This window comes from Burkholderia sp. Bp9004 (assembly GCF_003858025.1).
Lineage (GTDB): Bacteria > Pseudomonadota > Gammaproteobacteria > Burkholderiales > Burkholderiaceae > Burkholderia > Burkholderia diffusa.
The window spans coordinates 267,876-293,189 of record NZ_QTQD01000003.1 but is presented as its reverse complement, the minus strand read 5'-3'; the positions used below and the strand labels follow the sequence as shown (position 1 = coordinate 293,189).

Genomic DNA, 25,314 nt, shown 5'->3' with positions numbered 1-25,314 from the left:
CGTTTTTCGCGGCTTATCCCGTTCGTGACCGTAAATTACGATGTGGATCCAGTCAAGGCGCGGCCGCCGGCACGAATCCGCGCCGACGCGAGCACGCGCACGCACCTACCGGAGCATCAATATGGATATCGCCATTCTCGGCGCCGGCGTGGCCGGCATGAGCACCGCGCTTGCGCTTGCCGGGCACGGACATCGGATACGGGTCTACGAACGCAGGCCGTCCGAGACGACGATGGGCGCCGGCGTCGTCCTATGGCCGAATGCCTGCTTCGTGCTCGAGCAGCTCGGCCTCCTGCCCGACATCGTCGAAGTCAGCGGCCACCTGCGCGCGATGCGGTGCATGGACCGGCATGGCACTCCGTTCAAGCACGTCGATATCGGCGAACTCGACCGACACATGGGTTTTCCGACGCGCGCAATACTGCGGCGCGACCTGCAGGCCGTGCTGGCCCGACACGTCGCGGCACACGACATCGACGTCCGCTTCGGCCACTGTGCAACAGCCATCGACGCCGGCCCCGACGGCCGCGCCGTCGTTCATTTCGACAACAGCGCGACGATCGCCCCCGATCTCGTGATCGGCGCGGACGGCCGCATGAACTCCGTCGCGCGACGCCATGTGGCTGGGGACGCCACACCCGTCTATCAGGGATTCGTCAACTGGATCGGCGTGGCGCACGGCGACGTGCCGCTGGTCGACGACGTGTCGATATTCGACTACTGGGGCCAGCGCGAACGATTCGGCATCGTCGCGCTGGATCGGCATCGCATGTACTGGGCGGCGGCCCGGGCCGAGGCCGAATTCGACGACAGCCGCTACGGCGACGATGCAGCGCCGGATGATCCCGGCCCGCTACTGGAACGTCTGTTCGATGGCTGGCCGGCACCCATCGCGGAGGTGATGCGCGCAACGCCACCCAACACGATCGCGAAGATCCACGTGCACGATCTCGATCCGGTCGATGTATGGCATCGCGGCAATGTGCTGCTGATCGGCGATGCCGCGCACGCGCCACTCCCCACCTCCGGACAGGGCGCATGCCAGGCACTCGAAGACGCGTGGCATCTCGCCCAATGTCTCGACGAGCATGGCAAAGGCAACGGTCGCGGCCTCGACGCCGCACTCGTGGCGTTCACGCTGCGCCGCAGCCGTAAAACCGCGACGATCACGCTGCGCGCACGCGAGTTCGCTCACCGGTTGTTCGGCAACGACATGCACGAAGCCGCGCGACAGGTCGATCCGATCGCCGAAATCGAAGCGCTCGCGAACGCGTGGGGAGCGGGCCTGCCGATGATGCAGGGGCGAGATCGATAAGAGCCTGACACGTCACTCGACGGCGGCAGTCATGCGCGCATGGTCGTCGTCGACATCAAACGCATCGTCACGCGGACATCCCTGCCCCCGTGCGTCCTACAGAAACCACCGATACTCCCGCGCCCCGATCTCGTTGCGAAAATCCAGCTCCTCCTGCCGCTTGTTCTCGCAATACACCATCACGAATTCACTGCCGAGCCCTTCACGCACGGCCGCGTGATCCTGCATCGCCGCGACGGCCGACAGCATCTCCTTCGGAAAATCGATCCCGCTGCCGCGATCGTCGTTCAGCGGCGCGATCGGCTCGATCCGTGCGTCGAGCCCGTGCTCCATCCCGCTGAGGATCGCCGCGAGCACGAGGTACGGATTCGCGTCCGCGCTCGCGAGCCGATGCTCGATCCGCAGATTGCGCGCATCCGATTCCGGAATCCGGATGCACGCGTCGCGATCCTCGAAGCCCCAGCTTGCACGGCTCGCCGCGTTCACCATCGATCCATAGCGCCGGAACGCATTGTGATTCGGCGCGAACACCGGCATGCAGTGCGGCAGCAGCTCGAGGCAGCCGGCCACCGCATGCCGTAGCGGCCGCTGCCCATCCGCGGCGAGCAGGTTGCGGCCCGCGTCGTCGTACAGGCTCACGTGCACATGCATCCCGCTGCCCGGCGCATGCAGATACGGCTTGCCCATGAAGCTCGCGCGATAGCCGTGCTGCAACGCGACGCCGCGCGTGCTGCGGCAGAACAGCGCCGACCAGTCGGCCGCGCGCAACGCGTCGTCGGTATGGCCGAAGTTGATCTCGAACTGGCCGGGCCCGAGCTCCGCCGTGATCACCGTCGCGTCGACGCCCTGCTCGCACGCGGCCTCGACCATCTCGTGCAGCACGTCGGAAAACCGCGACAGGCGTTCGATGTGCATGTTCGGCTGGTCGTCGCGGTCGTCGCTCAAGCGATCGCGCGGATACTGCGGCATCCCGTCCGCGAGCTGCGCGGCGAACAGATAGAACTCGAGCTCGAACGCGACGACCGGCCGGATGCCGCGTGCCGCGAACCGCCGAAGCACGCGCGCCAGCACTTCGCGCGGCTCGAACTCGATCGGCGCATCCGTGCCATCGGAGCTGATCAGCATCTGCGCGAGCGGCTTCCGCTCCCAGCGCACCGGCTTCAGCGTGCCTGGAATCAGGCGACGCGGCGCGTCCGGGTCGCCGTCGTTGAAACAGTAATCGCCGATCTTGTAGAGGCCGCCCTGCGTGCCGAGCAGCACGCAGTTCTGCGGCAGCTTCAGCAGCGAACCCGACGCGACCTTCTCGAGCGCATCGATCGGATAGCGCTTGCCGTAGAAATGGCCCGGCAGGTCGAGACAGATCAGGTCGACATAACCGATCTCGGGATGCGCCTGCCGGAATGCGCGGATTTCATCGACCAGCACGGGAACGACGTCAGCCATGTCTCATCCTTTCCATGTCTTGTATGGCGGTGCCGCAACGCGGCGAACCGGACTCACCGGCATGCGGCACGTCACATGCCCGATATCGATCAGTACTGCAAACCGGCAACACGGCGAGACGGCCCCTCGGGCCGCCGGCCGACAAACTCAGGTGAACACCCAGATCACGCGCGCCGGGGCATCGCCCAGGTTCGCGTAACGGAACCGCTTGTGCGCGGGAAGCTGGAATGCGTCGTTCGGGCCGAGCGTGATGGGTGTGTCGTCGCCGTCGATCCAGATCGTCAGCTCGCCTTCGAGCACGAAGCCGCCCTGCTCGTCGCTGTCGTCGACGGAGCGCTCGCCGCTGCTCGCCCCGGGCGCGAGATGACTCTCCAGGATCGAGAAGCGCGAACGCATGTTCGGCGACACGAGGATGTCCGTGATGCCGGCCGCGTAATACACGGTGCGCCGCTCGTCGGGCCGCGTGACCCACGGCACGCTGCGCGGTTTGCTGAGGCTGTAGAAATACGTGGTCGGCACGCCGAGCGCCTCGCCGATCGCGGTGAGATCCGCGACCGTCGGGCGCGACAGCCCGCGCTCGACCTGCGATAGAAAGCCGACGGAGCGGCCGATTCGTTCCGCGAGATCGTTGAGCGTGACCTTGCGATGCTTGCGCAGATCGCGGATCAGGATCGCCAGACTTTCTATCTCTTCCTGCTCGTTCATGATGGATTCCGGTGCGTCAGACGGTATCGCGCAAACGGTACCAGGCCTTGCCGATCGCTTCCAGCGGCGCGGCGAGGCGGTCGCCGCCCGGGAAGCGCGGGTTGCGGATGCGCTGGTACAGCGCGAGCAGGCGATCGTCGCCGAGCACGGCGTCGGCGACCGCGCGCGCGCCGGCGAGCGTCGGCAACACACCGTGCCCCGAGAAGCCCTGCAGCCAGAAACGCTGGCCGCGACGGCCGATGTCCGGCGTGCGTCGCATGCTGATGTCGATGTGGCCACCCCACGCGTAGTCGAGCGACACGCCGGCCAGTTGCGGGAACACGCGTTCAAGGTGCGGGCGCGTCGCGGCCGCGATGTCGGCCGGAATCCCGCCGAGATACGTGCAGCCGCCGCCGAACAGCAGGCGGTTGTCCGGGCTGAGGCGAAAGTAGTCGGGCACGAACTGGTTGTCGATCACGCAACTGTTGCGCGGCAGCAGCGAGCGTGCGACGTCCGGCGCGAGCGGCGCGGTCGCGACCTGGTAGGTGCCGACCGGCAGCAACCGGCGCGACAGTTCGGGATCGAGCCGGTCGACATACGCGTTGCACGCGAGCACCAGCACGTCCGCGCGCACCTCGCCGTGCGCGGTGCGGGCAACGTGACCGCCCTCGGTCTCGCGATACTCGAGCACGCGGCTTTGCTCGAAGATGCGGCCGCCGGCCCGTTCGATCGTCTGCGCGAGACCGAGCGCGAGCTTCAGTGGATTCAGATGGCCGGCCTCGGGATCGTGGAGCGCGGCGAGATAGCGCGCGCTGCCGATCCACTCGGGCATCTCGTCCTGCCCGATCACGCGCAGGCGGTCGTAGCCCCAGCGCTGCGCTGCCTCGTCGCGGGCCTGCGCGAGCATCGCGACGCGACGCGGCCGCACCGCGGCCCACAGACTGCCGGGCCGGTAGTCGATGTCGAAGCCGTGCCGCGCGGGCAGTTCGCGCACTTCGGCCGCGGCCCAGCGCATGCTGTCCCACAGCACGCGCGCGCCGTCGCGGCCGAGCGAATCCTCGAGCGGCTGCATGTCGCACGACCAGCCGAGCAGCGCCTGTCCGCCGTTGCGGCCCGATGCGGCCCACGCGACGCGACTCGCTTCGAGCACGACCACGCGCTTGCCCGCGAGCGCGAGGCGCAATGCCGTATGCAGCCCGCTGAAGCCCGCGCCGACGACCAGTACGTCGGCGTCGATGCGTTCGTCCAGTTCAGGCCGCCGCGAAATCGGCGCCGGATAAGTGCCGGCGTAGTAGCTTGCGACGTGACGGTCGGACTGCACGAACATGCGGATTCCCGTGAAATTTTCATCGCCAAATTTCATGAAAAATTAGCACGACAATTTCACGAGAGCAAGCGGGAGAATGAAGTCCGAGGAAATCCGACGTGACCCTGGAGTCCGAGGTGACCTTACCCCGCCGAGTACACCGTTCGTAAGTTAATGGTCTCGGCGGTTTTCGGTTGATGCAATTGCCCGAATTGGTCCGGCGCCAATTGCCCCAACGCACTATGCGGACGCACCGAGTTGTAGTCGCGCGCCACGCTTCGATTCGCCTGCGTACATCGTCGAGACTGACGAACGCATGCTGATTCAAACACTCTTCACGCAGTCGGCCGTTGAAGCTCTCGATGTGAGCGTTCTCCACCGGTTTGCCGGGCCGAATGAACTGCGGTTTTACGCCGTGCTCGTGTGCCCAGGCGTCGAGCGCCCTGCTGACGAACTCCGGGCCGTTATCCACCTGAATCAGATTGGGGCGCCGTCCTCGCTGCCGCGACTGCTCGAGCACACGCGTCACGCGAACACCCGTCAGCGAGAAGTCGACCTCGATGTGCGGGCACGCCCGGTTCCACATATCGATGATGGTCAACATTCGAATGCGGCGGCCATGCACCAGCGCGCAGCCGGTGCAACGCCGCTTTGCGAAGCCCCCTAACGCTTCGACGAGCGCCCGCGCGGTGCCGCCTTCGCAGTCGCAATCGGTGAGGCTTGCGTCGACGCCAGTGCCGTCCGCTTGAACCAGGGCGAACCAAGCGTGGCCGCGCTCATGTCAGCCGCAGAGGCGAGCAACAGCGGTGCGAGCTCTTTCAGCCGGGATTCCGGCAAGCGGCTTGTCGGGCCGGCGAGGCTCACGATGCCGACTACTTCGTTCGTCACGGGATTACGCACCGCTGCCGCGATCGACGTCATACCGATCTCGTACGTCTCGATCGCCACGCCGTAGCCACGCTCGCGCGCACCCTTCAGGTCCTTCAGGAATTGCTGGATGGTCTTCGGCGCGCGCGGCACGTTCTGCGTCTTCGCGCTGAGCCCGCCCTGCTTCGACACCAGCTCGATCGCGCGCTCGTCGGGCAGCGTCGCGAGCCATGCCTGGCCGCTCGCGGTGCAATGCAGCGGCGGCTGGCTGCCCATGTCCGGGTCGTAACGCAGCCCGGATTTCGCACCCTGCGCCTTGCCGACGAACGTGATGTGATCGTCCTCGACCACACCGAGCCGCGCCAGTTCGCCGGACGACTCGGCCAGGCGATCGAGCACCGGCTGGGAAATGTCGAACACCCCGCTCGTCGACAGGTAGATCAGCGCGAGCGACACCAGCTTCAGCGCCAGCATATACTCGCCGTGCTCTTCATCCTGACGCACGAACCCTTCATCGATCAGCATCGACAGCAGGCGATGCGTGCCGCTGCGGGGAATGTTCAGCGTATCTGCAATGGTGGCCAGCGGCATGCGGCCGCCGTTCTTTGCCAGCAATTCCAGCACTGCGAGCGCACGCTCGAGGTTTCCTGCCATGGCGCTTTCTCGTCCGTATGGTGAATGTCAAATAAGAACATAATTCCATACTGGAATTCAAGCGAATTTGCGCGGCGCCGAGACCGTGGCCGCGGCGCCGCGCCCGCCATCAATGGCCGGCCGCCCCGCTCACGGCCACGAACGTGCCGCGATGGCGCGCGCCCTTGAGCAGCACCGCTGCGCCGCCCACGGCCGCCGGCACCGCAAGCGCCGCGAAGACCTGGCCGAAGCTCCAGTTCGCATGGAGCATGGCCGCGCCCAGCATCGCGCCCGCAATGCCGCCGAAACGGCCGACGCCGAGCATCCAGCTGGTCCCGGTGGCCCGCATCTCGGTCGGATAGGAGCCGGCCGCCAGCGCGCAGAAGCCCGTATTCGAACCGTTCATGCAGTAGCCGATGCCGAACGCCAGTACGCAGATCACCGTGAACGGATGGGCCGACACGCCCATGTACCAGGCAAGCGCGCCGCCGGCGAGCACGGTCGCGCCAAGCGCCGCGTGCGGATTGAAACGGTCCATCTGCCACCCGATCAGCAGCGAGCCGACCGTGCCGCCCGCCTGGAACAGCGCGCCGACGATCGCGGCCTCGGCCAGCGAAAACCCGAGCCCGCGGATCAGCGTCGGCAACCAGTTGCCGAGCAGATACACGGTCAGCAAGCCCGCGAAGTAGCAGATCCACAGCATCACCGTGCCGAACGCATGTTCGCGCGACAGAATCGCGCGGACGGGGCTGCGCGCATCGCGCACCGGCTCGGCCGACACGAAGCGCGTGCGCGCGTCGGCAACGCCGGGCTGCACGCGGTTCAGCACGCCGATGAGCCGTGCGCGGCGCTGCTCCGACAGCGCGAGATAGCGCGCGGATTCCGGCAGCCATTTGACGAGGATGGGCACGTACGCAATCGGCAGCACGCCGCCGAGCAGCAGAACCGAATGCCAGCCCCACGTTTCAATCAGCCACGCGCTCACGAAGCCGCCGCCTGCCGCACCGAAGGTGAAGCCGCAGAACACGGCCGTCACCATCAGCGCGCGCCGCCGCGGCGGCGCATATTCGGCCATCAGCGTGGCTGCGTTCGGCATCGACGCGCCCAGGCCGATGCCGGTCAAAAAGCGCAGCACCGTCAGCGACACCACGCCCGTCGCAAACGCCGACGCAATGCTCCAGATGCCAAAGAACGCCACCGCGCTGACCATCACCGTCTTGCGGCCGAAGCGGTCGGACATCGGGCCGGCCGTGAGCGCGCCGAATGCGAGACCGAGCAGGCCGCCGCTCATTACCGGCCCCAGCGCGTCGCGCGGAATCGACCACGCGCTGGAAATCGACGGCGCGATGAAGCCGATCATCACCGTGTCGAGCCCGTCGAGCATCACGATCAGCATGCACAACAACAGCACGAGCCACTGGAACGCGCCCACCGGCCGCGTATCGAGAAACTGTTGAACGTCGAGCGAGCGCGCGTCTTTCGATTCGCGATCCTGAATAGTCTGCTTCGGCTTTCGGGCCGTCTGCGAGGAAGTCATGCTGATGTCTCCGGAAATGTTGTTCTTGTCGTCGTGTCGAATGCCCGATCCGCGCGCCGGCACGATGCCTGGCGCCGATCGGGCCCGTTGGGTCGCGAAGGCGGCCGGCGTGTGCTCAGGCCGGCACGGCCGCCGCGTCGATCACGGCAACGGTGGCCTCGCGCAAGCGGCGCGCCCGCTCGACGGCCGGCGTCGTCTTCGCCCACGCTTCGTTCGGCACCTCGACGCTCACCGGCAAGTGAGCGGGCAGCGCGCGCAGGATGCCCGCGAGATCGAGGCCGCCTTCGCCCGGCACCATCCGCGCGCAGCGTGCCTGGAACAGCAGCGTGTCGACGTCGGTCGGCCGCTCGGCCGGCGCATCGCAGAACTGCACGTAGCCGAAGTACGCGTGCGGCAACGCCCGCAACGCGTCGGGCGACGAACCGGCACGATCGAAGTGGATCGGGTCGACGATCAGCCCGGTGTTGCGTCGGCCGCACGCGTCGACGATGCGCGCCCCGGCGCCGATGTCCTTCACGTCGGTCCACGGCATCGGCTCCAGCGACGGCAACAGGCCGAGCGGCGCGGCCAGGTCGCACAGCCGGCCGAGCCGGTCGATGGTGCGCGCTTCGTCGGTATCGTTGCCGGCCACGAGGACGTAGCGCGCGCCGAGTTCCGCCGCCGTTTCGAGCATCGGCAGGTAGTGCGTCACGTCGGTATCGGGCTTCAGCCGCACGATCTCGACGTCGAGCACGCGCATGCCGGTATCGCGCAGGACCGCGAGCGTTTCGCGCTTGAGCCGCGTATCGCCGATGATCTCGTGGCGAACCTCGGTGTCGGTGGCCGGCAGCAGTCGCAGGCCGACGTAGTCGTAGCCCGCGTCGACGGCGCATTGCACCATCTGCGGCGGACTCAGTTCGAGCACGGTCAGCGCCGACAGCGACAGCGCGCGGGATTGAGGCTGGGTCATATCGTCTCCTTGAGCGTCATGGCGTAACACGCGGCAGGTTCAGCGCAACGGCGAGAACGGCGCGGGCACGCAGATCGTCGACTCCATGGTCGTGAGATGGGCCGGGCCGCCCTTCGGCGGCCAGATGCCGTCCTTGACCGCCTCGGCGCGAATGCGCGAACGCTCGTCCACGCTCGCATACGGCCAGATGTTCAGGAAGCGCGGCGTATCGCCGTCGAGCGCATACATCGCGCCGACCAGCGGCGAGCGCCGGGTGCGCTCCGGCACCGCCTGTTCCCACACATCGATCGTGTGCTGCAGGCTGCCGAGCTTCGTGCCGTACACGCGCATCTCGTAGATGCCGCCGTGCACGGCCGGTTCGATCGGCGGCAGGAACGGGAACAGCGCATAGCTGGCCGTCTTCACGTCGATGATGGATTCGCCGCAGCCGAAGGGGTTGCCTTCGAGCAGCATCCGCTTGCGCTCGCCGACGAGCGCGGCCTCCGATTCATAGCCGCGCAGCACCAGCACCTGGCCGAGCGTGCCGATGTCCGAATACCACGCGCCGAGCAGCTTGCCGCCCTGCGGATCGCCGCTGGCCTGAATCCCTTCGAAGACCTGCGCGTTCGCGCCGATCTTCACCGTGAGCGTCACTACGTCATACAGTGTCATTGCATTGTCCTCGAGGATGAATCGATGCCGGCACGCGCGGGTTCGGGCGCGGCGTCGGCGAGAGAAAGGCCGGCGAGATAACCGAACGTCATCGCCGGACCGAGTGTGATGCCGCCGCTGGGATAGCAGCCGCCCATCATGCTGGCCGAATCGTTGCCGACCGCGTAGAGGCCGGCGATGGCGCGGCCGGCTGAGTCGAGCGCGCGTGCATCGCGATCGGTGGCCAGGCCCGCGAACGTGCCAAGGCTGCCGGGCAACAGCTTCACCGCATAGAACGGCCCCGCTTCGATTGGCGCGAGACACGGGTTCGGCTGCTGGTCGGCGTCGCCCTGCACGCGGTTGTACGGTGTCGAGCCCTTGTGAAACGCCGGATCGCAGCCTTGCTTCGCGTACTGGTTGTAGGCCGATACCGTGTCCGCCAGCGAGGCTGCGTCGATTCCGCATTCGCGCGCGAGCGCATCGAGCGTCGCGCCGCGCTTGAGATAGCCGGAGCGCCGGTACGGGCCGGTCGGGAACGGAAACGGCTTCGAGAAACCGAGCCCGTAGCGCCGCTGAAAGCGATGGTCGCAAACGAGCCACGCGCACACTTCTTCACCGGCCGGCGTCGTGTCGAGCAGCGCGGAAATGAAGTCGTGATACGACGACGCCTCGTTCACGAAGCGCTTGCCCGCGCACGTCACCGCGATCACGCCCGGCTTCGCGCGCTCGATCAGATGCGGAAACGCGACCGCATCGCCGCCCGGCTGCGGCACCAGCGAGACGGGCGCCCACGCCGCCGGCGCATCGAGCGACCGGTCGAAATGCGCGCCGATCGATTCGCCGAGCCGGATCCCGTCGCCGGTATTGCAACGCGGCGCCGCCGACCAGTGTTCGCGGCCCGACGGCGTATAGGCGAACGTCTGCGCGCGCCGCGCCTGATCGTGCGGGAAACCGCCGCAAGCCAGCACGACGCCGCGCGCCGCGCGCACCTCGTGCACGATGCCGTCGATCGCCACGCGTGCGCCGGTCACGCGTGCGTCATCGCGCACCAGGCCGATCGCCTTCGCGTTCGTGCGCAGGTCGACCCCGAGATCGGCCGCCGATTTCAGCAGGCGCGCGACGAGCGCATTGCCGTTCACCAGATGCATCGAGCGCCCGTAGCGCAACTTGTGCCACCCGAACGCGGCCAGCCGGCGGCCGACATGCAGCGCCGACTTCAGCGCGCGCGTGGCGCGATAGAAATGCGCGAGATCCTGGCCGGACGCGAGCGCCATCCCCTTGAGCGTCGTCACCGACAGCGGCTCGCGCAACCGGTCGATCAGCGGGCCCAGCTCGCGACCGTCGAACGGCATCGCGCAGACCGAGCGCCCGCCCGTGCCGGCACCCGGCGTGGTGTGGAAATCGGGAATGCGGTTGCCGTCGACGAAGCGCACGGCCGTGTTCCGCTCGAAGAATTCGACCATCTCCGGGCCGCGTTCAAGCAGCGCATCGGCCTTCGCCGCATCGAACTGCGCGCCCAGTTCGTTCTTCAGATACGTGCGCGGCACCTCGATGTCCTCGCGAATGCCGGCCCGCGCCGCGAGCGGATTGCGTGGAATCCACATCCATCCGCCCGACCACGCGGTCGTGCCGCCAAACACGGCCTCCTTCTCGGCGACGATCACGCGCAGGCCCTGCGCCGCCGCCGTGACCGCCGCCGCGAGGCCGCCCGCACCGGAGCCCAGTACCAGCACGTCGCAATCGAGTATCGGTTCACGCTTCATGTTCAATCTGCCCGTTCAGTGTCTCCAACGCCGGATGCGACCCGATCGCGACGTCTATGGAATATTCTTTCGAAGTGGAATACTATTCCACTAAATCGGGTTTAGCAAAGACTTTAACGAAAGGGAGGCAGCGCAATGCGAGTACTGGTAACGGGTGGCAGCGGTTTTCTCGGCGCATGGATCATCAGGAGGCTGCTCGCGCGCGGCATGGAATGCGTGAGTTTCGACGTGCGCACGAACCCGCGCCTCGTCGAGGCGCTCGCGCCAGAGCGCGCCGCGGCCGTGCAGTGGCGCACCGGCGACATCGCCGACGCGGCCGCCACGGCACGCGCATTCGACGGCTGCGACGCGGTGATCCATCTCGCGGGCATCCTTACGACGGACTGCGCGGCCGATCCCGTGCGCGGCGCGCGAGTCAACCTGGTCGGCACGCTGAACGTATTCGAGGCCGCCCGCGCGTCCGGGATGCAACGCGTGCTCTATGCGAGCAGCGCCGGCGTATTCGGCCCCGACGACGGCGCCGTGCCGCTACCGCAAACCCACTACGGTGCGTTCAAGCTGGCGTGCGAAGGATCGGCGCGCGCGTACTGGCACGACCACGGGATCGCGAGCGTGGGCTTCCGTCCGCTCGTCGTCTATGGCGCCGGGCGCGAGACCGGATCGAGCGCGGGGCCGAGCCTGGCGTGCCGGGCGGCCGCGCGCGGCGAGCGCTACACGATTCCGTTTACCGGCACGACGGGCCTCGTGTTCGCCGACGACGTCGCCGCCGCCTACGAGGCCGCGCTGCTGGCCGAGATCGACGGCGCGCACGCGTTCACGCTCGCGGGCGAGATCACCCCGGTGAACACGCTGATCGAGCGGATCGCGGCCATCGTGCCGGGTGCGCACCTCGATGCCGGCGGGCCGCCGCTGCCGATCGCGACGGCGTTCCCCGACGACCCCGCGCTCGGGCGCCTGCTGCCCGGCCTGCCGCGGACCGCGCTCGACGACGGCCTGCGGCAGACGGTGGCGTTCTACCGGCGCCAGCGCTAGGCCGGCGCACGCCCCCGCGGCTATGCCGCGACGTCCGCGGGCACAACGCCCGTGCGCGTCGCTGCCGCACGATGCACGGCGAGCGTCGCCGCGAGCGTGCGCGCGGCGTCGTCGGCCGAACAAAGCGGCGCCTCGTCGCCCGCGATCACCGCCGCGAAGTGGCGCAACTGCTCGTGATACGGATCGGCGCCATGCGGCGTGCAGCGCTCGACCGTCAACGGATCGTGCCAGCCCTTCCCGCTGCGGTATTCCCACAGATCGAGTTGCGGCATCGTGAGCGATGCATCCGTGCCGATCAGGAAATGCGTGTTCACCTGCTGGCGCGGATAGTGCGAGGCCTCGCCCGCCGCGAGATCCCAGTTCCAGGGTGACGCCGCGCAATCGGACACGGCCAGCGTGCCGAGCGCGCCGCTGTCGAAGCGAAGGAGCACGGCGGCCGTGTCTTCCACGTCGAAGCCGCGCACGCGATTGGACGCCTGGGCCTGCACCTCGACGATCTCGCCGAGCAGGAACCGCATGATGTCGATGTCGTGGATCAGGTTGATCAGCACGGGGCCGCCGCCCGCGCGACGGCGCCACTCGACCTCGAAATACGCGTCGGGTTTGTAGAAGGTCGCGAGCGCATTGGCCGCGACCGGCTTGCCGAGCCGCCCCGACTGCACGATCTCTCGCGCGCGCCGCAGGATCGGATTGTGGCGGCGATGGTGGCCGACCAACAGCGGCACGCCGGCTTCGCGTGCGGCGCGTCCCAGCTCGGCTGCCGCCGCGACGCTGTCCGATACCGGCTTCTCGATCAACGCCGGCACGCCGCGCGCGATGCACGCAAGGCCGACCTCCACATGTGTCGCATTCGGCGTCGCGACGATCGCGCCGTCCGGGCGCACCGCGTCGAGCATCGTCGCGTAATCGGCGAACCCGCGTACCCCCTCGGCACGCGCGAACTGTTCGGCCGCCGGCGATGGATCGGCGATCGCCACCACTTCCACCTGCGCGTGCATGCGCGCGCGCTCCACGTGCATCCGCCCGATTGCGCCCGCACCGATCACTGCCAGCCGTCTTCTTGCCATCGCTTCATCTCCGTTGTTCGGGGCGTCCGCATCGCGTCGTGTCGTTCGCATTCCGGACCGACCGGGTGAATACCCCGATTTATTGAAATCTCCTTTGATTGTTGAATGCTATTCCACTTCAAACCAGAATTCACGAAAAAATTCGACACGTGTCGCGCGGCCTGCCCAAGGACCGCGCGGAATCGACCTTGACCAGGAAACAGGAGGCCAGACACATGACTGACCAGCACGAGCAGAACGACACCCTTTCCAGCCACCCGGCGGACGCGCCCGACAGCCCGGCGTTGTCGCGCCGCGCGTGGCTCGTCACCGCGGGCAAGGCGCTCGCGGGCGGTGCGGCGGCGCTCGCCGCGCCGGCGATCGTGCGCGCGCAGGGCGAGCAGCCGCTGAAGCTGGGCCTGCTGATGGCCAAGCAGGGCGTGTGGACCGAACAGGGCGAGGTGATCGCGAACGGCGTGAAGCTCGCGCTCGACGACGCGGGCAACCAGGCGCGCGGCCGGCGCGTCGATCTCGTCTGGTACGACGAACCGAATCCGCAGTCGGCGCAGCAGAACATGCAGAAGCTCGTCGAGCAGGACAAGGCGATCGCGGTGATCGGCGGCACGAACAGCGGCACGTCGCTGGCGATGTCGTCGGTCGCGTGGCGCACCAAGACGCCCTACATCGCACCGAACGCCGCGGCGCGCGAGCTCACCGGCAGCAGCTGCAACCCGTACACGTTCCGCGTGCTGAGCCCGACGCCCGTCGCGTGCCGCGCGCTCGCGCCGTCGCTGCTCGCGATCGGCAAGAAATGGCACTTCCTCGTCGCGAACTATGCGTACGGGCAGGACATCCAGCGGGCGATGTCGGATTTGCTGAAGCAGTCGGGCGGCTCGATCACCGGCGCCGACGTCACGCCGCTCAACACCACAGATTTCAGCTCGTTCATCCTGAAGATCCGCCAGTCGAAACCCGACGTCGTGCTGCTCGGCCTGCCGGGCGGCGACCTGTCGACGTTCCTGAAGCAATACGCGGAAATGGGCATGAAAGGCCGGATCCCGGTGGCGTGCCCGATCATCGGCGACTCGGATCTGTGGTCGATCAACGCCGATGCGGCGACCGGCTACTACGGCAAGCCGTGGCATTTCAGCTCGCCGGGCCATTCGCCGGAAGAAGTCGCGTTCGTCAGGAAGTACACGGCGAAGTACGGCAAGCCGCCGGCCGACAAGGCCTGGATCGGCTGGTTCACGGCGCGCGCGCTGCTGCAGGCGATCAACCACGCGAAGAGCACGTCCGGAGCGGACATCGTGCAGAGCCTGGAAACCATTCAGCTCACCGACGGCAGCGGCCCCGCGAATTTCCGCCCGTGGGACCACCAGCTGCTGCGGCGCTGGAGCGTGTTCAAGGTGAAGGACCGGATCGCGGACAAATGGGACTGGCTCGACCCGATCTCCGTCGTGCCGCAGAACCCCGCCGAGCTCGACCGCCTGTTCGGCACGCGCCAGGAGATCGGCTGCCGGATGGCCGCGCGCTGAGCCCGCGCGCCGCCGCTGCGGCGGCGGCGCCCGAATCGACACGGCCCCAAGCGTATCCCGCGCGCGTCGCGGCCCGCCGCTCGCCCGTCACCACGGGGCGCGGCGCGGCGGCGGGCCGCACTCTGGAGTAAGGGCATGGCTGAAATGTTGTTGTCCCAGGTCGCCAACGGACTGGTGCTGGGATTCCTCTATGTATTGCTCGCGATCGGACTGTCGATCATCTGCGGGCTGCTCGGCATCGTGAATTTCGCGCATGGCGCGCTGTTCGCGCTCGGCGCCTATTTCGCGATCGCGCTGTCGACGCAGTTCGGATGGGTCGCCGTCGTGCTCGCGCCGGTGGTCGTCGCGGCGGTGGGCGTGCTGATCGAACTGGTGTTCATCCGACGCCTGTACGGCAAGGAGCCGCTGCTCGGCCTGATCGTCACGTTCGCGCTGTCGCTGCTGCTGACCGCGCTGGTGCGCCTCGTGTGGGGCGCGGGCGGCCTGCCGTTCAGCCCGCCCGAAATGCTCAACGGCTTCCTCGTGTACGGGCCGCTGCTGATCACGAAGTACCGGCTGTTCGTGCTCGCCGCGACGGTCGCGATCCTCGTCGTGCTGTGGTGGTTCATGAACTACACGCCGTACGGGCGGATCCTGCGCGCCGGCAGCCGCGATCCGGAAATGGTCGGGCTGCTCGGCATCAACCTGCCGCGCGTGCTGACCGGCGCCTTCGCGCTCGGCGCACTGCTCGCGGGCGCCGCCGGCGTGCTCGCCGCGCCGCTCGTCACGGTCACGCCGGGGATGGCGACGACCGCCGTGATGCCGGCCTTCGTGATCGTGACGATCGGCGGGCTCGGCTCGTTCGCCGGCGCCGTGGTCGCGGGCCTGCTGGTCGGCATCGTGACCGCGCTGGCCGTCCAGTTCTTTCCGGAGGGCTCGTCAGTCGCCATGTACGTGCTGATGGCACTCGTCCTTCTCGTCCGCCCTCGCGGGCTGTTTGGTGAACGCTGGGAGCGCTTCGAGTGAAACCCGACTATCTGACCCGCCACCCTGTCGCGGTGCTGACCACCGCGCTCGTCCTCGTGTCGCTCGCGCTCACCGCGACCGGCACGCCGCTCGAGCGCGCGACCCAGATCGCGATCTACACGCTCTACGGAATGGGCGTGAACCTGCTGGTCGCGTACACGGGCCTCGTGCCGTTCGGCGCATCGGTGTTCTTCGGCACGGCCACGTACCTGGTCGCCGTGTCGCTGCTGCGCGTGCTCGGCAACGAGCTGCTCGCGCTCGCGGCCAGCGTGGTCGTGACGACCGTGCTGGCCGCGCTGATCGGCGCGATCGTGTTGCGCCGGCGCGGGCTGTACTTCTCTTTGCTCACCCTCGCCTGTTCGCAGATCGCATTCGAGATCGCATTCAAGTGGACGGATGTGACCGGCGGCGAAAACGGGCTGCAGAACGTGCCGCGCCCGACTTTCCCGACGACCGTCGGCTTCCACGTGTTCGCGTGCGTGACGGTGATCGCCATCGCGTATCTGCTGTGGCGCCTCGTGCACGCGCCGTTCGGGCGGGCGCTGCAGGCGTTGCGCGACAACGAGCAGCGCGCGGCGAGTCTCGGCTACGACACGTATCGGCTCAAGCTGCGTGCGTTCGTGATCTCGGCCGCCGTGATCGGCTACGCAGGCGGCCTGCTGTGCCTGATGCTGCAAGGCGCATACGCGAACAACCTGAGCTGGGAGCACGCGGGCGACAGCCTGTTGATGACCGTGCTCGGCGGCGTCCACCAGTTTCTCGGGCCGCTGTGGGGCGCGATCGCGTTCATCCTGCTCGAGGACAAGCTCAGCAGCCTGACCGAGCACTGGTGGCTGATCTTCGCGCCGATCATCATCGCGTTCGCGTTCTTCTCGCCCGAGGGCATCCACGGCATCGTGCAGCGGTTGCTGCGACGCCCGCGCTGGACCCTCGTGCGCGACACGATTCCCGCGCGCCCCGACACGATCGCGCCGTATCGCGCCGGCGGCATCGACACCGATTCCGACAAGCCCGTGCTGAGCGTGCGCGGGCTGTCGAAACATTTCGGCTCGCTCGTGACCGCCGAACAGATCGACCTCGACGTCCATCCGCGCCGGCTGCACAGCTTCATCGGCCCGAACGGCGCGGGTAAGACCACGTTCTTCAACATGCTGACGGGCGTGCTGTCGCCGACGGCCGGCACGATCACGTTCGACGGCCGGGACGTGACGAAGCTCGCGATGTTTCGCCGCGTGCGGCTCGGCATGAGCCGCTCGTTCCAGATCCTCAGCGTGTTCCGCAACCTCACCGTGTTCGAGAACGTGCGCGTGGCCGTACAGGCCGCGCAGCACGATCGCCTCGGCATGTGGCGCGACGCGCACACGCTCGGCGAACAGAATGCGCTGACCTGGTCGCTGCTCGCGGCGGTCGGGCTGGAAGATCGCGCGGCGCACGGCTGCGAAAGCCTGTCGCATGGCGAGCAGCGCCTGCTCGAAATCGCGCTGTCGCTCGCGACCCGCGCGCGCCTGCTGCTGCTCGACGAACCGCTCGCGGGGCTTGCCGAGGCCGATCGCGTGCGCGTGGCGGCGATCATCCGCGAGCTGGCCAACCATCATGCGGTGCTGCTGATCGAGCACGACATCGATCGCGTGCTGACGATCTCCGATCGCGTCAGCGTGCTCCATCGCGGCCGGCTGATCGCGGACGGCTCGCCCGCCGAAGTCGCGCGCCATCCCGAGGTGGTCGAAGCCTATCTCGGCCACGCGAAGGGCGAGCGGCCGGTCGATGCGCGGCTGGCCGCACGACGCGGCGCGCAGCACGAAGAAGCCGCGCCGGCGCGACGCCCGCTGCTGCGCCTCGAAGGCGTGAAGGCCGGTTACACCGGCAACACGATCCTCGACGGCATCGACCTCACGCTCCACGAAGGCGAAGTCATCGCGATCCTCGGCCGCAACGGCGTTGGCAAGACGACGACGTTGCGCGCCGCGACCGGCGTCGCCGAAGTCACGGCCGGGCGCATCGTGTTCGACGGCCACGACATCACCGGGCGCCCCGCGCACGAGATCAATCGCCTCGGGCTCGCGATGGTGCCCGAAGGCCGCCGGCTGTTCCCCAACCTCACGGTTGCCGAGAACCTGCGGCTCGCCGCGCGCAAGGGCGGCGCGAGCGTCGACGAAATGTTCACGCTGTTCCCGCGCCTCGCGGCGCGCAAGGATGCGCGTGCCGAACACCTGTCCGGCGGCGAACGGCAGATGGTGGCGATCGCCCGCGCGCTGATGGCGCCGGCGAAGGCCATCCTGCTCGACGAGCCGTTCGAAGGGCTCGCGCCCGCCGTCGTGCAGGAAGTGCTCGACGCGGTCGTCAAGCTACGCGAGCGCGCGAGCGTCGTGATCGTCGAGCACCAGGCCGACATGGTGCTGCCGATCGCCGATCGAGCATACGTGCTCGTCAACGGTCACGTCGCGCACGAAAGCAGCGCGGTCGCGCTCGAACAGGACCCCGCCACCCAGGCGAAATTGCTCGGCATCGTACACAACGAAGCCGGTTCCACCCAGGAGATGAAAACAGCATGATTGCCCCCGTGACCCCGACCACCCCGGTTTCGCTCGACGAAGGCCTGAGCGGTGCGACCCGTGTCCACTTCATCGTCGGCGATCCGATCGCGCAGGTCCGTTCGCCCAAGGGCGTGACGGCCGCGCTGCGCGAGGCCGGACTCGACGCGCTGGTCGTCCCCGCGCACGTCGCGCCGGACGATCTCGCGGCGTTCTTCGCGGGCATCACGCCGATGCGCAACGTCGACGGCGTGATCATCACGGTGCCGCACAAGTTCAGCGCCGCCGGGTTCTGCACGAGCCTGTCCGACGAAGCCGCATTCCTCGGCGCGGCCAATACGCTGCGCCGCACCGCCGACGGTGGCTGGCACGGCGGCATGTTCGACGGCACCGGCTTCGTCGCCGCGCTCGGCGACGCAGGCTGCGACCTGCGCGGCAAGCGCGCGCTGCTGGTCGGCGCGGGCGGCGCAGGCTCGGCGATCGGCCATGCGCTGGTGATGGCGGGCGTCGCGTCGCTCGACGTGCGCGACAACGATGCCGCCCGCACCGCGTCGCTGGTCGACCGGCTGGCGACGCTGCAACGCGGCACGGTGCGCGTCGCCGCCGCGGACGTCGCGCCCGAATCGTTCGACGTGATCGTCAATGCGTCGCCGATGGGCATGCGGGCGGACGATCCGCCGCCCGTCGACGTATCGCGCGTGCCGGCCACCACCTTCGTCGGCGACGTCGTCACGAAGCCGCCGCTCACGCCGTTCATCGAAGCGGCGCGTGCCCGCGGCTGCCGAACCGTCACGGGCACGCAGATGTTCTCGCGGGTCTGTGACCGGATGGTCGCGTTCCTGATCGATACCGCCGCCTGAGCGCGTGCGGGCGGGGTGCGAGCGCCGTGCGCGGCGCGCCCCGCCGAATCCCGTTCGCCACCACGGGCAGCGGCCACATCATCGACGCGACCGCCACGCTCGGCGACGGCTTCAACTCGGCGCCGTCGTCCACGCGCAGCCAGTTCGCGGCCGGCGTCGGCATCGTGCACCGCTTCTGAACGTCGCCGCACGCCGCTTCACCTATTTTTAGAACACTATTCCACTTTGCTATTTATTGGAATAACATTCCATAATTATCGGAGCATCTTCCGCCGCGCGTCGAATCCGGGCGCGCGACGGAACGACATGAAGGAGACGTGGACATGGGTGCGGTGCAACAGGACTGGGACGAGGAAGTGGACCTGCTGGTATTCGGCGCGGGGGCGGCGGGCATGACCGCCGCGCTCGTCGCGCATCACGAGGGGCTCGCGGTCCTCGTCTGCGAAAAAACAGCCGTGGTGGGCGGCATCACGTCCACGTCGGGCGGCACGACGTGGGTGCCGGGCACCCGCCTGAGCGTCGATGCGGGCGTGCCCGACAGCATCGACGATGCGCGCCGCTTCCTGCAGTCGGTGGTCGGCGCACGCGGCGGCGACGACGCGCGCGAAGCCTTCCTGCAGAGCGGCCCCGATGCGATCGACGAGCTCGCGCGCATCAGCGAAGTCAAGTTCGTCGCCGCCGCCGCGCATCCCGATTACGTGAACGGCCCCGGCGCGGCCTATGGCGGGCGGGCGCTCGTGCCCGCGCCGTTCGATGCGCGCGTGCTCGGCCGCGCATTCGCGCGCGTGCGCCCGCCTCGCAAGGAGTTCATGGGGCTCGGCGGGATGATGGTCGCGCGCGCCGACCTCAATGCGCTGCTCGCGCCGTTCGCATCGGCCGCGAACTTCAAACGCACGGTCGCGGTCGTCGGCCGCTATGCGATGGACCGCCTGCGTTTTCCGCGCGGCACGCAGCTCGTAATGGGCAACGCGCTCGCCGCGCGGCTCTATTACAGCCTGCTCAAGCGCCAGGTCGAGATTCGCTTCGACACGCCACTACTCGAACTGGTACGCGACGACGGCCGCGTCACCGGCGCCATCGTCACGACGCCGGACGGCGGCCGCAGGCGAATCGGCGCGCGGCGCGGCGTGGTGCTCGCGACCGGCGGCATCACGCGCCATCCGTCGCTGCGCCAGCAGTTCTTCCCCGCCGCGGCCCGGCCGCTGTCGCTGTCGCCGGCGACGCACACCGGCGACGGCGTCGACCGCGCGCAGCGCGTCGATGCGCGGGTCGAAAACGGCGGCGACAGCCCGGGGCTGTGGATGCCGTGCTCGATTCGCCGTGCCCCGGGCGGCGACGGCGACAGCGTCTGGCCGCACATCATTCTCGATCGCGCGAAACCCGGCCTCATCGCGGTCAACAGCCGCGGCGAGCGCTTCGTCAACGAGTCGGACTCGTATCACGACTTTGTGATGGGCATGCTGCGCGACAGCGGCAATGGGCCCAGCGTGCCGGCCCATCTGATCGTCGATGCGGCGTTCATCCGGACCTATGGCCTCGGCCTGCTGATGCCGGCGCGCAGCGCGGCGCGCATCGCGGCGTTCGAGCGTGCCGGCTATCTGGTCAAGGGCGCGACGCTGGCCGAGCTGGCAGCGAAATTGCAGGTGGATGCGAACGGCTTGGCGCGTACCGTCGCGACCTACAACCGCGACGCCGCCAACGGCGAGGATCCGGCGTTCCAGCGCGGCAGCAGCCCGATGAGCCGCTTCAATGGCGACCCGGCGCAACAGCCGAACCCGTGCATTCGCCCGATCGGCGCCGGGCCCTACTATGCCGTGACCGTATGGCCCGCCGACCTCGCGTGCAGCGCGGGGCTGAGCGGCACGGCGAACGGCGAGGTGGTCGACGTCGACGGGCGCGTGATTCCCGGCCTGTTCGCGTGCGGCAACGATCTCGCGTCGATCTTCCGCGGCACCTATCCGGGCCCCGGCACGACGCTCGGCCCGGCCATCGTATTCGGCTGGCGCATCGCGAAATTCGTCGCGCGACGCGACGCGGGGTCGACGGGCACATCGGCCGCGACCGCCGCGCATCGCTCGACCTGCGACAGCGCCCATGGCTGACGAACGCGCCGGCACGGCACGGGCAAGCCGAGCCGGCTCAACCCATCGAGGAGGAATCGTTCATGCAATGTATCGTCAACCGCCACGCGTTGAACATGCCGAAACTGGGGCTCGGCACGTGGCCCATGCTCGGCGACGACTGCACGCGCGCGGTCGCGCTCGCGCTGGAATCGGGTTATCGGCACCTCGATACCGCGGCCGCATACGAGAACGAAGCGGCGGTCGGCGAGGCCATCGCGGCGTCGAACGTCCCGCGCGAGCAGATTCACGTGACCAGCAAAGTGTGGTGGGACCAGTTGAGCCCCGAACGCATGCGGAAATCGCTCGACAACACGTTGCGCGCGCTGCGCTCCGACTACGTGGACCTGTTCCTGATCCACTGGCCGGCGCCCGACTGGAATCTTGCCGAGACGATCGACACGCTCGTGTCGTTCAAGGAGCAAGGACGCGCCCGGGCGATCGGCGTCGCGAACTTTCCGCTTCCGCTGTTGCGCGATGTCGTTGAAAACCGGCAGGCACCGCTGGCCGCGATACAGGTCGAGTACCACGTGCTGCTGGGTCAGGCGCGGCTGCTGCAATTCGCGCGCGAGCACGACATGGCGCTGATCGCGTACAGCCCGCTCGCGCGCAACCGCGTGTCGGAGATTCCGGAGCTGCAGCGGATCGCCGACAAGCATCGCGTGCTGCCGACCCAGGTCGCGCTGAAATGGCTGCTTGACCAGCCGAACGTGGCCGCCGTGCCGAAGGCGGCCGGACAACGCAATCAGCTCGCCAACCTGGCATCGCTCGACGTGGGTCTGGACGACGCCGATCGTGCGCTGATCGGCGGCCTGCCGAAGAACCAGCGCCTCGTCAGCCCGGCGTTCGCGCCGCAGTGGGACCCGGCTGAATGAAGAACCGGGGTGGGGCATTGCGCACGCCCCGAGGTCCGGCGCTCAATGGATTCAGCAACCGGAGTGCGACTCCGTTTCCGAGATTACAGAGTCGCGCCCGTTGATAGGACAGATGCTCTTATCAGGTGAATGGCCAACAAACGGTATGCCGAACCTCCCGTTCTGCTGGCGACTCGAGAGTGATACGGTGAACGCCGAATGGCTGCACCGCGTGCGCTGCCTGCATTCGCAAAGGCACGCCGCTCCCGCGCTGTCCAAGCACCAGCCGCGCGACTTCCGCTGCCCACGCTCGCTCTATTCGAGCGAGATCATGTCAACGCGCCGCTCCCGCCCCCCCTCCAGACCACGCGCTTCCCGCGTGATCGCCGCCGCAGCGCTCCCCGATCCCGACTAGCGCCAGTCGCGAAATTCGACAACACACTTTCAACCATCCAGACAACAATCGAAGAAAAAAAGGGCGAGCAAAATCCGCGGCTCGCCCTTAAAATGCACCGCTTAGTTAATTTCTACAGCTAACCAGGCTGCACGATCAGGATCTGCGAAGCCCGCATCCGCGCATGCATGCAACGCGGCGCCGCCTCCATATGATCGAACAGGGCCACCCGCTGCGCCCTCTTCCTGCCTTCGATGCAGCCCAGGCGCAACCGGATAGAAGACACTCATGTCCAAGCAATCAACTGCAGGGCCGATTCATGCTTCGGCCCGAATCGGCCTGATCGCCGCGGGATTGGTCTCGCTGCTTCTCGGGCTCTATTTCATCATCGGCGGCGGCATGCTCTTCGCACGCGGCGGTAGCTGGTATTACCTGCTGGCAGGGCTCGCGCTGTGCGCGACCGGCGTCCAGCTCGCCCGCCGTCGCTCCAGCGCGGTCGCGATCTACCTCGTCATGCTGATCGCCACGGCGCTGTGGGCCGTCTGGGAAGTCGGCTTCGCGTTCTGGCCACTCAACGCGCGGATCTTCATGTTCTCGATGATCGGCATGCTGCTCGTGACGGTCTGGCCGCTGCTGCGCCGTGCCGAAGGCAAGGCGCCCGCACGAGGCGCGGCATGGGGCATCGCCGCCGTGCTGCTCGCCTGCAACGGCGTGTTCGTCTACGGGATGTTCGTGCCGCACGGCACGTTCGGCACCGAGACGCCCGCGCCGGCGGCGGGCATCGCAGGCACCGAGGACTGGACGGCATACGGTCACTCGGCCGGCGGCGACCGCTTCGCGGGCTACACGCAGATCAACCGCGACACGGTGAAGAACCTGCAGGTCGCATGGACGTTCCACACCGGCGACACGCCGCTCAGCCCGGACGGCGGCGGCTCGGAAGACCAGGAAACGCCGCTGCAGGTCGGCAAGACGCTGTTCCTGTGCTCGCCGCACAACACGGTGATCGCCGTGGACGCCGCAACCGGCACCGAAAAATGGCGCCATGCGTTTCCGACCAAGACGACGGTCTGGGTGCGCTGCCGCGGCCTCGCCTACTTCGACGCGGACAAGCCGCTCGTGCAGCCGACCGTCGCCGGTTCGACGCCGGTCCTGCCGATCGCCGCGTCCGGCGATCCGGCCGTGTGCCGCCGCCGCATCTTCATGAACACGATCGATGCGAAGCTCGTCGCACTCGATGCCGACACCGGCAAGCTCTGCGACGCATTCGGCGATCACGGCATCGTCGACATGAAGGCCGGCCTCGGTAACGCGAAGAGCCCGCTGTACGAACTCACGTCGGCGCCGACGGTCGCGGGCACAACGGTGGTCACGGGTGGCCGAGTGGCCGACAACGTGTCGCTCGACATGCCCGGCGGCGTGATCCGCGGCTTCGACGTGATGACCGGCAAGATGAAGTGGGCGTTCGATCCGGGCAATCCGGACGATCACGCGGAGCCGGCACCGGGCAAGATCTTCACGCGCTCGACGCCGAACGTATGGGCGCCGATGACCTATGACGCGACGTCGAACACGATCTACATGCCGGTGGGCAATGCGGCGATCGACCTGTGGGGCGTGAAGCGCACCGCGCTCGACGAGAAGTACGGTGCATCCATCCTCGCGCTCGACGCGACGACGGGCGCGGAAAAGTGGCACTTCCAGACCGTTCACCACGACCTGTGGGACTACGACGTGCCGATGCAGCCGACGCTGATCGACTTCCCGATGGAAGATGGCAAGCGCGTGCCGGCGCTGATCGTCGGCACCAAGATGGGCCAGCTGTTCGTGCTCGATCGCGCGACCGGCAAGCCGCTGACGAAGGTCGTCGAACATCCGGTCAAGACCGCGTCGATTGCGAACGAGCCGTATTCGAAGACGCAACCGCTGTCCGTCGGCATGCCTCAGATCGGCGCGGACGTGCTCAAGGATTCGGACATGTGGGGCGTCACGCCGATCGACCAGTTGATGTGCCGCGTGATCTTCCGCGGCATGCGCTACGACGGCCTTTTCACTGCACCGGACACCGATCGTTCGCTCAGCTTCCCGGGTTCGCTCGGCGGCATGAACTGGGGCGGCCTCTCGTATGATCCGAACGCGGACATGATCTACGTGAACGACATGCGCCTCGGCCTCTGGGTCCATCTGGAAAAGGAAAAGAACCGCAGCGGTACATCCAACGGCAACGAATCGGTGAACGCAGGCATGGGTGCGGTGCCGCTCGGCGGCACGCCATACTCGGTGCTGAAGGACCGTTTCTTCTCGCCGCTCGGCATCCCGTGCCAGAAGCCGCCGTTCGGCAGTCTCACCGCGGTCGACCTGAAAACACGTAGCATCGCATGGCAAGTCCCGCTCGGCACCGTGAAGGACACGCGCCTCTACGGCGTGCCGATGCACATGCCGTCGCCGATCGGCATGCCCACCATCGGCGGCTCGCTCACGACGGGCGGCGGCCTCGTGTTCTTCGCCGCGACGCAGGACTATTACCTGCGCGCGTTCGACAGCTCGACGGGCAAGGAAGTGTGGAAAGCACGTTTGCCGGTGGGGAGCCAGGGCACGCCGATGAGCTATACCCTCAACGGCAAGCAGTACATCGTCATCTCGGCAGGTGGTGCGCGCCAGTCGCCCGATCGAGGCGACTACGTGGTTGCCTACGCATTGCCGGACAACAAGTAAGCGCCTGATTCGACCGGATTGCGTGCGGCATGGTGCGGCAACCCTCGCCGCACCACGCCGCACGCGACGCGTCGCCCCACTGCCGAGGCTGCCCG

At 67.9% G+C, this 25,314-nt stretch carries 20 protein-coding genes; 10 read left to right on the top strand and 10 right to left on the bottom strand.

Annotated elements, in window-relative coordinates; all coding sequences use genetic code 11:
* Positions 1-121 precede the first annotated feature (121 nt).
* Entirely contained in the window at positions 122-1,315 is a 1,194-nt protein-coding gene (locus DIE08_RS05450; protein WP_124901224.1) for an FAD-dependent oxidoreductase, read from the top strand.
* Positions 1,316-1,411: 96 nt separating this feature from the next.
* Here the strand turns inward: DIE08_RS05450 and DIE08_RS05445 are convergent, their stop codons facing one another.
* The 9 genes from DIE08_RS05445 to DIE08_RS05405 all read right to left on the bottom strand — a co-directional run bounded on the left by DIE08_RS05445 (position 1,412) and on the right by DIE08_RS05405 (position 11,127).
* Positions 1,412-2,758: a glutamine synthetase family protein gene (locus DIE08_RS05445; protein WP_124901223.1), complete on the bottom strand. Its 1,347-nt coding sequence runs from the start codon at positions 2,756-2,758 to the stop codon at positions 1,412-1,414.
* A gap of 147 nt (positions 2,759-2,905) precedes the next feature.
* Positions 2,906-3,463, bottom strand: a complete 558-nt coding sequence (locus tag DIE08_RS05440; protein WP_059600125.1) for a helix-turn-helix domain-containing protein — start codon at positions 3,461-3,463, stop codon at positions 2,906-2,908.
* A gap of 16 nt (positions 3,464-3,479) precedes the next feature.
* A complete protein-coding gene (locus tag DIE08_RS05435) occupies positions 3,480-4,769 on the bottom strand; it encodes an FAD-binding oxidoreductase (protein ID WP_124901222.1) in 1,290 nt (429 codons plus the stop codon).
* Positions 4,770-4,788: 19 nt separating this feature from the next.
* A complete protein-coding gene (locus DIE08_RS36680; RefSeq protein ID WP_409360392.1) occupies positions 4,789-5,334 on the bottom strand; it encodes an integrase core domain-containing protein in 546 nt (181 codons plus the stop codon).
* Between the two features lie 77 nt (positions 5,335-5,411).
* A complete protein-coding gene (locus DIE08_RS05425; protein WP_059600127.1) occupies positions 5,412-6,269 on the bottom strand; it encodes an IclR family transcriptional regulator in 858 nt (285 codons plus the stop codon).
* Positions 6,270-6,378: 109 nt separating this feature from the next.
* Positions 6,379-7,785, bottom strand: a complete 1,407-nt coding sequence (locus DIE08_RS05420) for an MFS transporter (RefSeq protein ID WP_124901220.1) — start codon at positions 7,783-7,785, stop codon at positions 6,379-6,381.
* A 115-nt stretch (positions 7,786-7,900) separates the two neighbouring features.
* Positions 7,901-8,734 carry a sugar phosphate isomerase/epimerase gene (locus DIE08_RS05415; protein WP_124901219.1) on the bottom strand — a complete coding sequence of 278 codons (834 nt, stop codon included), beginning with the start codon at positions 8,732-8,734 and terminating at the stop codon, positions 7,901-7,903.
* A 39-nt stretch (positions 8,735-8,773) separates the two neighbouring features.
* Positions 8,774-9,385, bottom strand: a complete 612-nt coding sequence (locus DIE08_RS05410; RefSeq protein WP_059600129.1) for an NIPSNAP family protein — start codon at positions 9,383-9,385, stop codon at positions 8,774-8,776.
* Entirely contained in the window at positions 9,382-11,127 is a 1,746-nt protein-coding gene (locus DIE08_RS05405) for an FAD-dependent oxidoreductase (RefSeq protein ID WP_124901218.1), read from the bottom strand. Before DIE08_RS05405 ends, DIE08_RS05410 begins: the two co-directional genes overlap by 4 nt.
* Before the next feature lie 135 nt (positions 11,128-11,262).
* On the opposite strand from DIE08_RS05405, the gene DIE08_RS05400 reads away from it, so the two are divergent.
* Positions 11,263-12,159: an NAD(P)-dependent oxidoreductase gene (locus DIE08_RS05400; protein ID WP_124901217.1), complete on the top strand. Its 897-nt coding sequence runs from the start codon at positions 11,263-11,265 to the stop codon at positions 12,157-12,159.
* 20 nt (positions 12,160-12,179) lie between these two features.
* Here the strand turns inward: DIE08_RS05400 and DIE08_RS05395 are convergent, their stop codons facing one another.
* Positions 12,180-13,226 carry a Gfo/Idh/MocA family protein gene (locus tag DIE08_RS05395; protein ID WP_124901216.1) on the bottom strand — a complete coding sequence of 349 codons (1,047 nt, stop codon included), beginning with the start codon at positions 13,224-13,226 and terminating at the stop codon, positions 12,180-12,182.
* 215 nt (positions 13,227-13,441) lie between these two features.
* Here DIE08_RS05395 and DIE08_RS05385 point away from each other — a divergent pair, with 215 nt between their 5' ends.
* The 8 genes from DIE08_RS05385 (at position 13,442) to DIE08_RS05355 (ending at position 25,219) form a co-directional block, all read left to right on the top strand.
* Positions 13,442-14,740 carry an ABC transporter substrate-binding protein gene (locus tag DIE08_RS05385; RefSeq protein ID WP_059600132.1) on the top strand — a complete coding sequence of 433 codons (1,299 nt, stop codon included), beginning with the start codon at positions 13,442-13,444 and terminating at the stop codon, positions 14,738-14,740.
* Positions 14,741-14,875: 135 nt separating this feature from the next.
* Positions 14,876-15,745, top strand: a complete 870-nt coding sequence (locus DIE08_RS05380; protein ID WP_124901215.1) for a branched-chain amino acid ABC transporter permease — start codon at positions 14,876-14,878, stop codon at positions 15,743-15,745.
* Entirely contained in the window at positions 15,742-18,297 is a 2,556-nt protein-coding gene (locus tag DIE08_RS05375; protein ID WP_124901214.1) for a branched-chain amino acid ABC transporter ATP-binding protein/permease, read from the top strand. Before DIE08_RS05380 ends, DIE08_RS05375 begins: the two co-directional genes overlap by 4 nt.
* On the top strand, positions 18,294-19,136 hold the full coding sequence (locus tag DIE08_RS05370) for a shikimate dehydrogenase (protein WP_124621856.1): 843 nt from the start codon (positions 18,294-18,296) through the stop codon (positions 19,134-19,136). The genes DIE08_RS05375 and DIE08_RS05370 overlap by 4 nt, the downstream gene beginning before the upstream one ends.
* 26 nt (positions 19,137-19,162) lie before the next feature.
* Entirely contained in the window at positions 19,163-19,315 is a 153-nt protein-coding gene (locus tag DIE08_RS35505; protein WP_159086507.1) for a hypothetical protein, read from the top strand.
* Positions 19,316-19,459: 144 nt separating this feature from the next.
* Entirely contained in the window at positions 19,460-21,238 is a 1,779-nt protein-coding gene (locus tag DIE08_RS05365) for an FAD-dependent oxidoreductase (RefSeq protein WP_124901213.1), read from the top strand.
* A 62-nt stretch (positions 21,239-21,300) separates the two neighbouring features.
* Positions 21,301-22,131, top strand: coding sequence for an aldo/keto reductase (locus tag DIE08_RS05360; RefSeq protein ID WP_124901212.1), 831 nt, complete (start codon positions 21,301-21,303; stop codon positions 22,129-22,131).
* A 661-nt stretch (positions 22,132-22,792) separates the two neighbouring features.
* Positions 22,793-25,219, top strand: coding sequence for a membrane-bound PQQ-dependent dehydrogenase, glucose/quinate/shikimate family (locus tag DIE08_RS05355; protein WP_124901211.1), 2,427 nt, complete (start codon positions 22,793-22,795; stop codon positions 25,217-25,219).
* Positions 25,220-25,314: the final 95 nt, after the last annotated feature.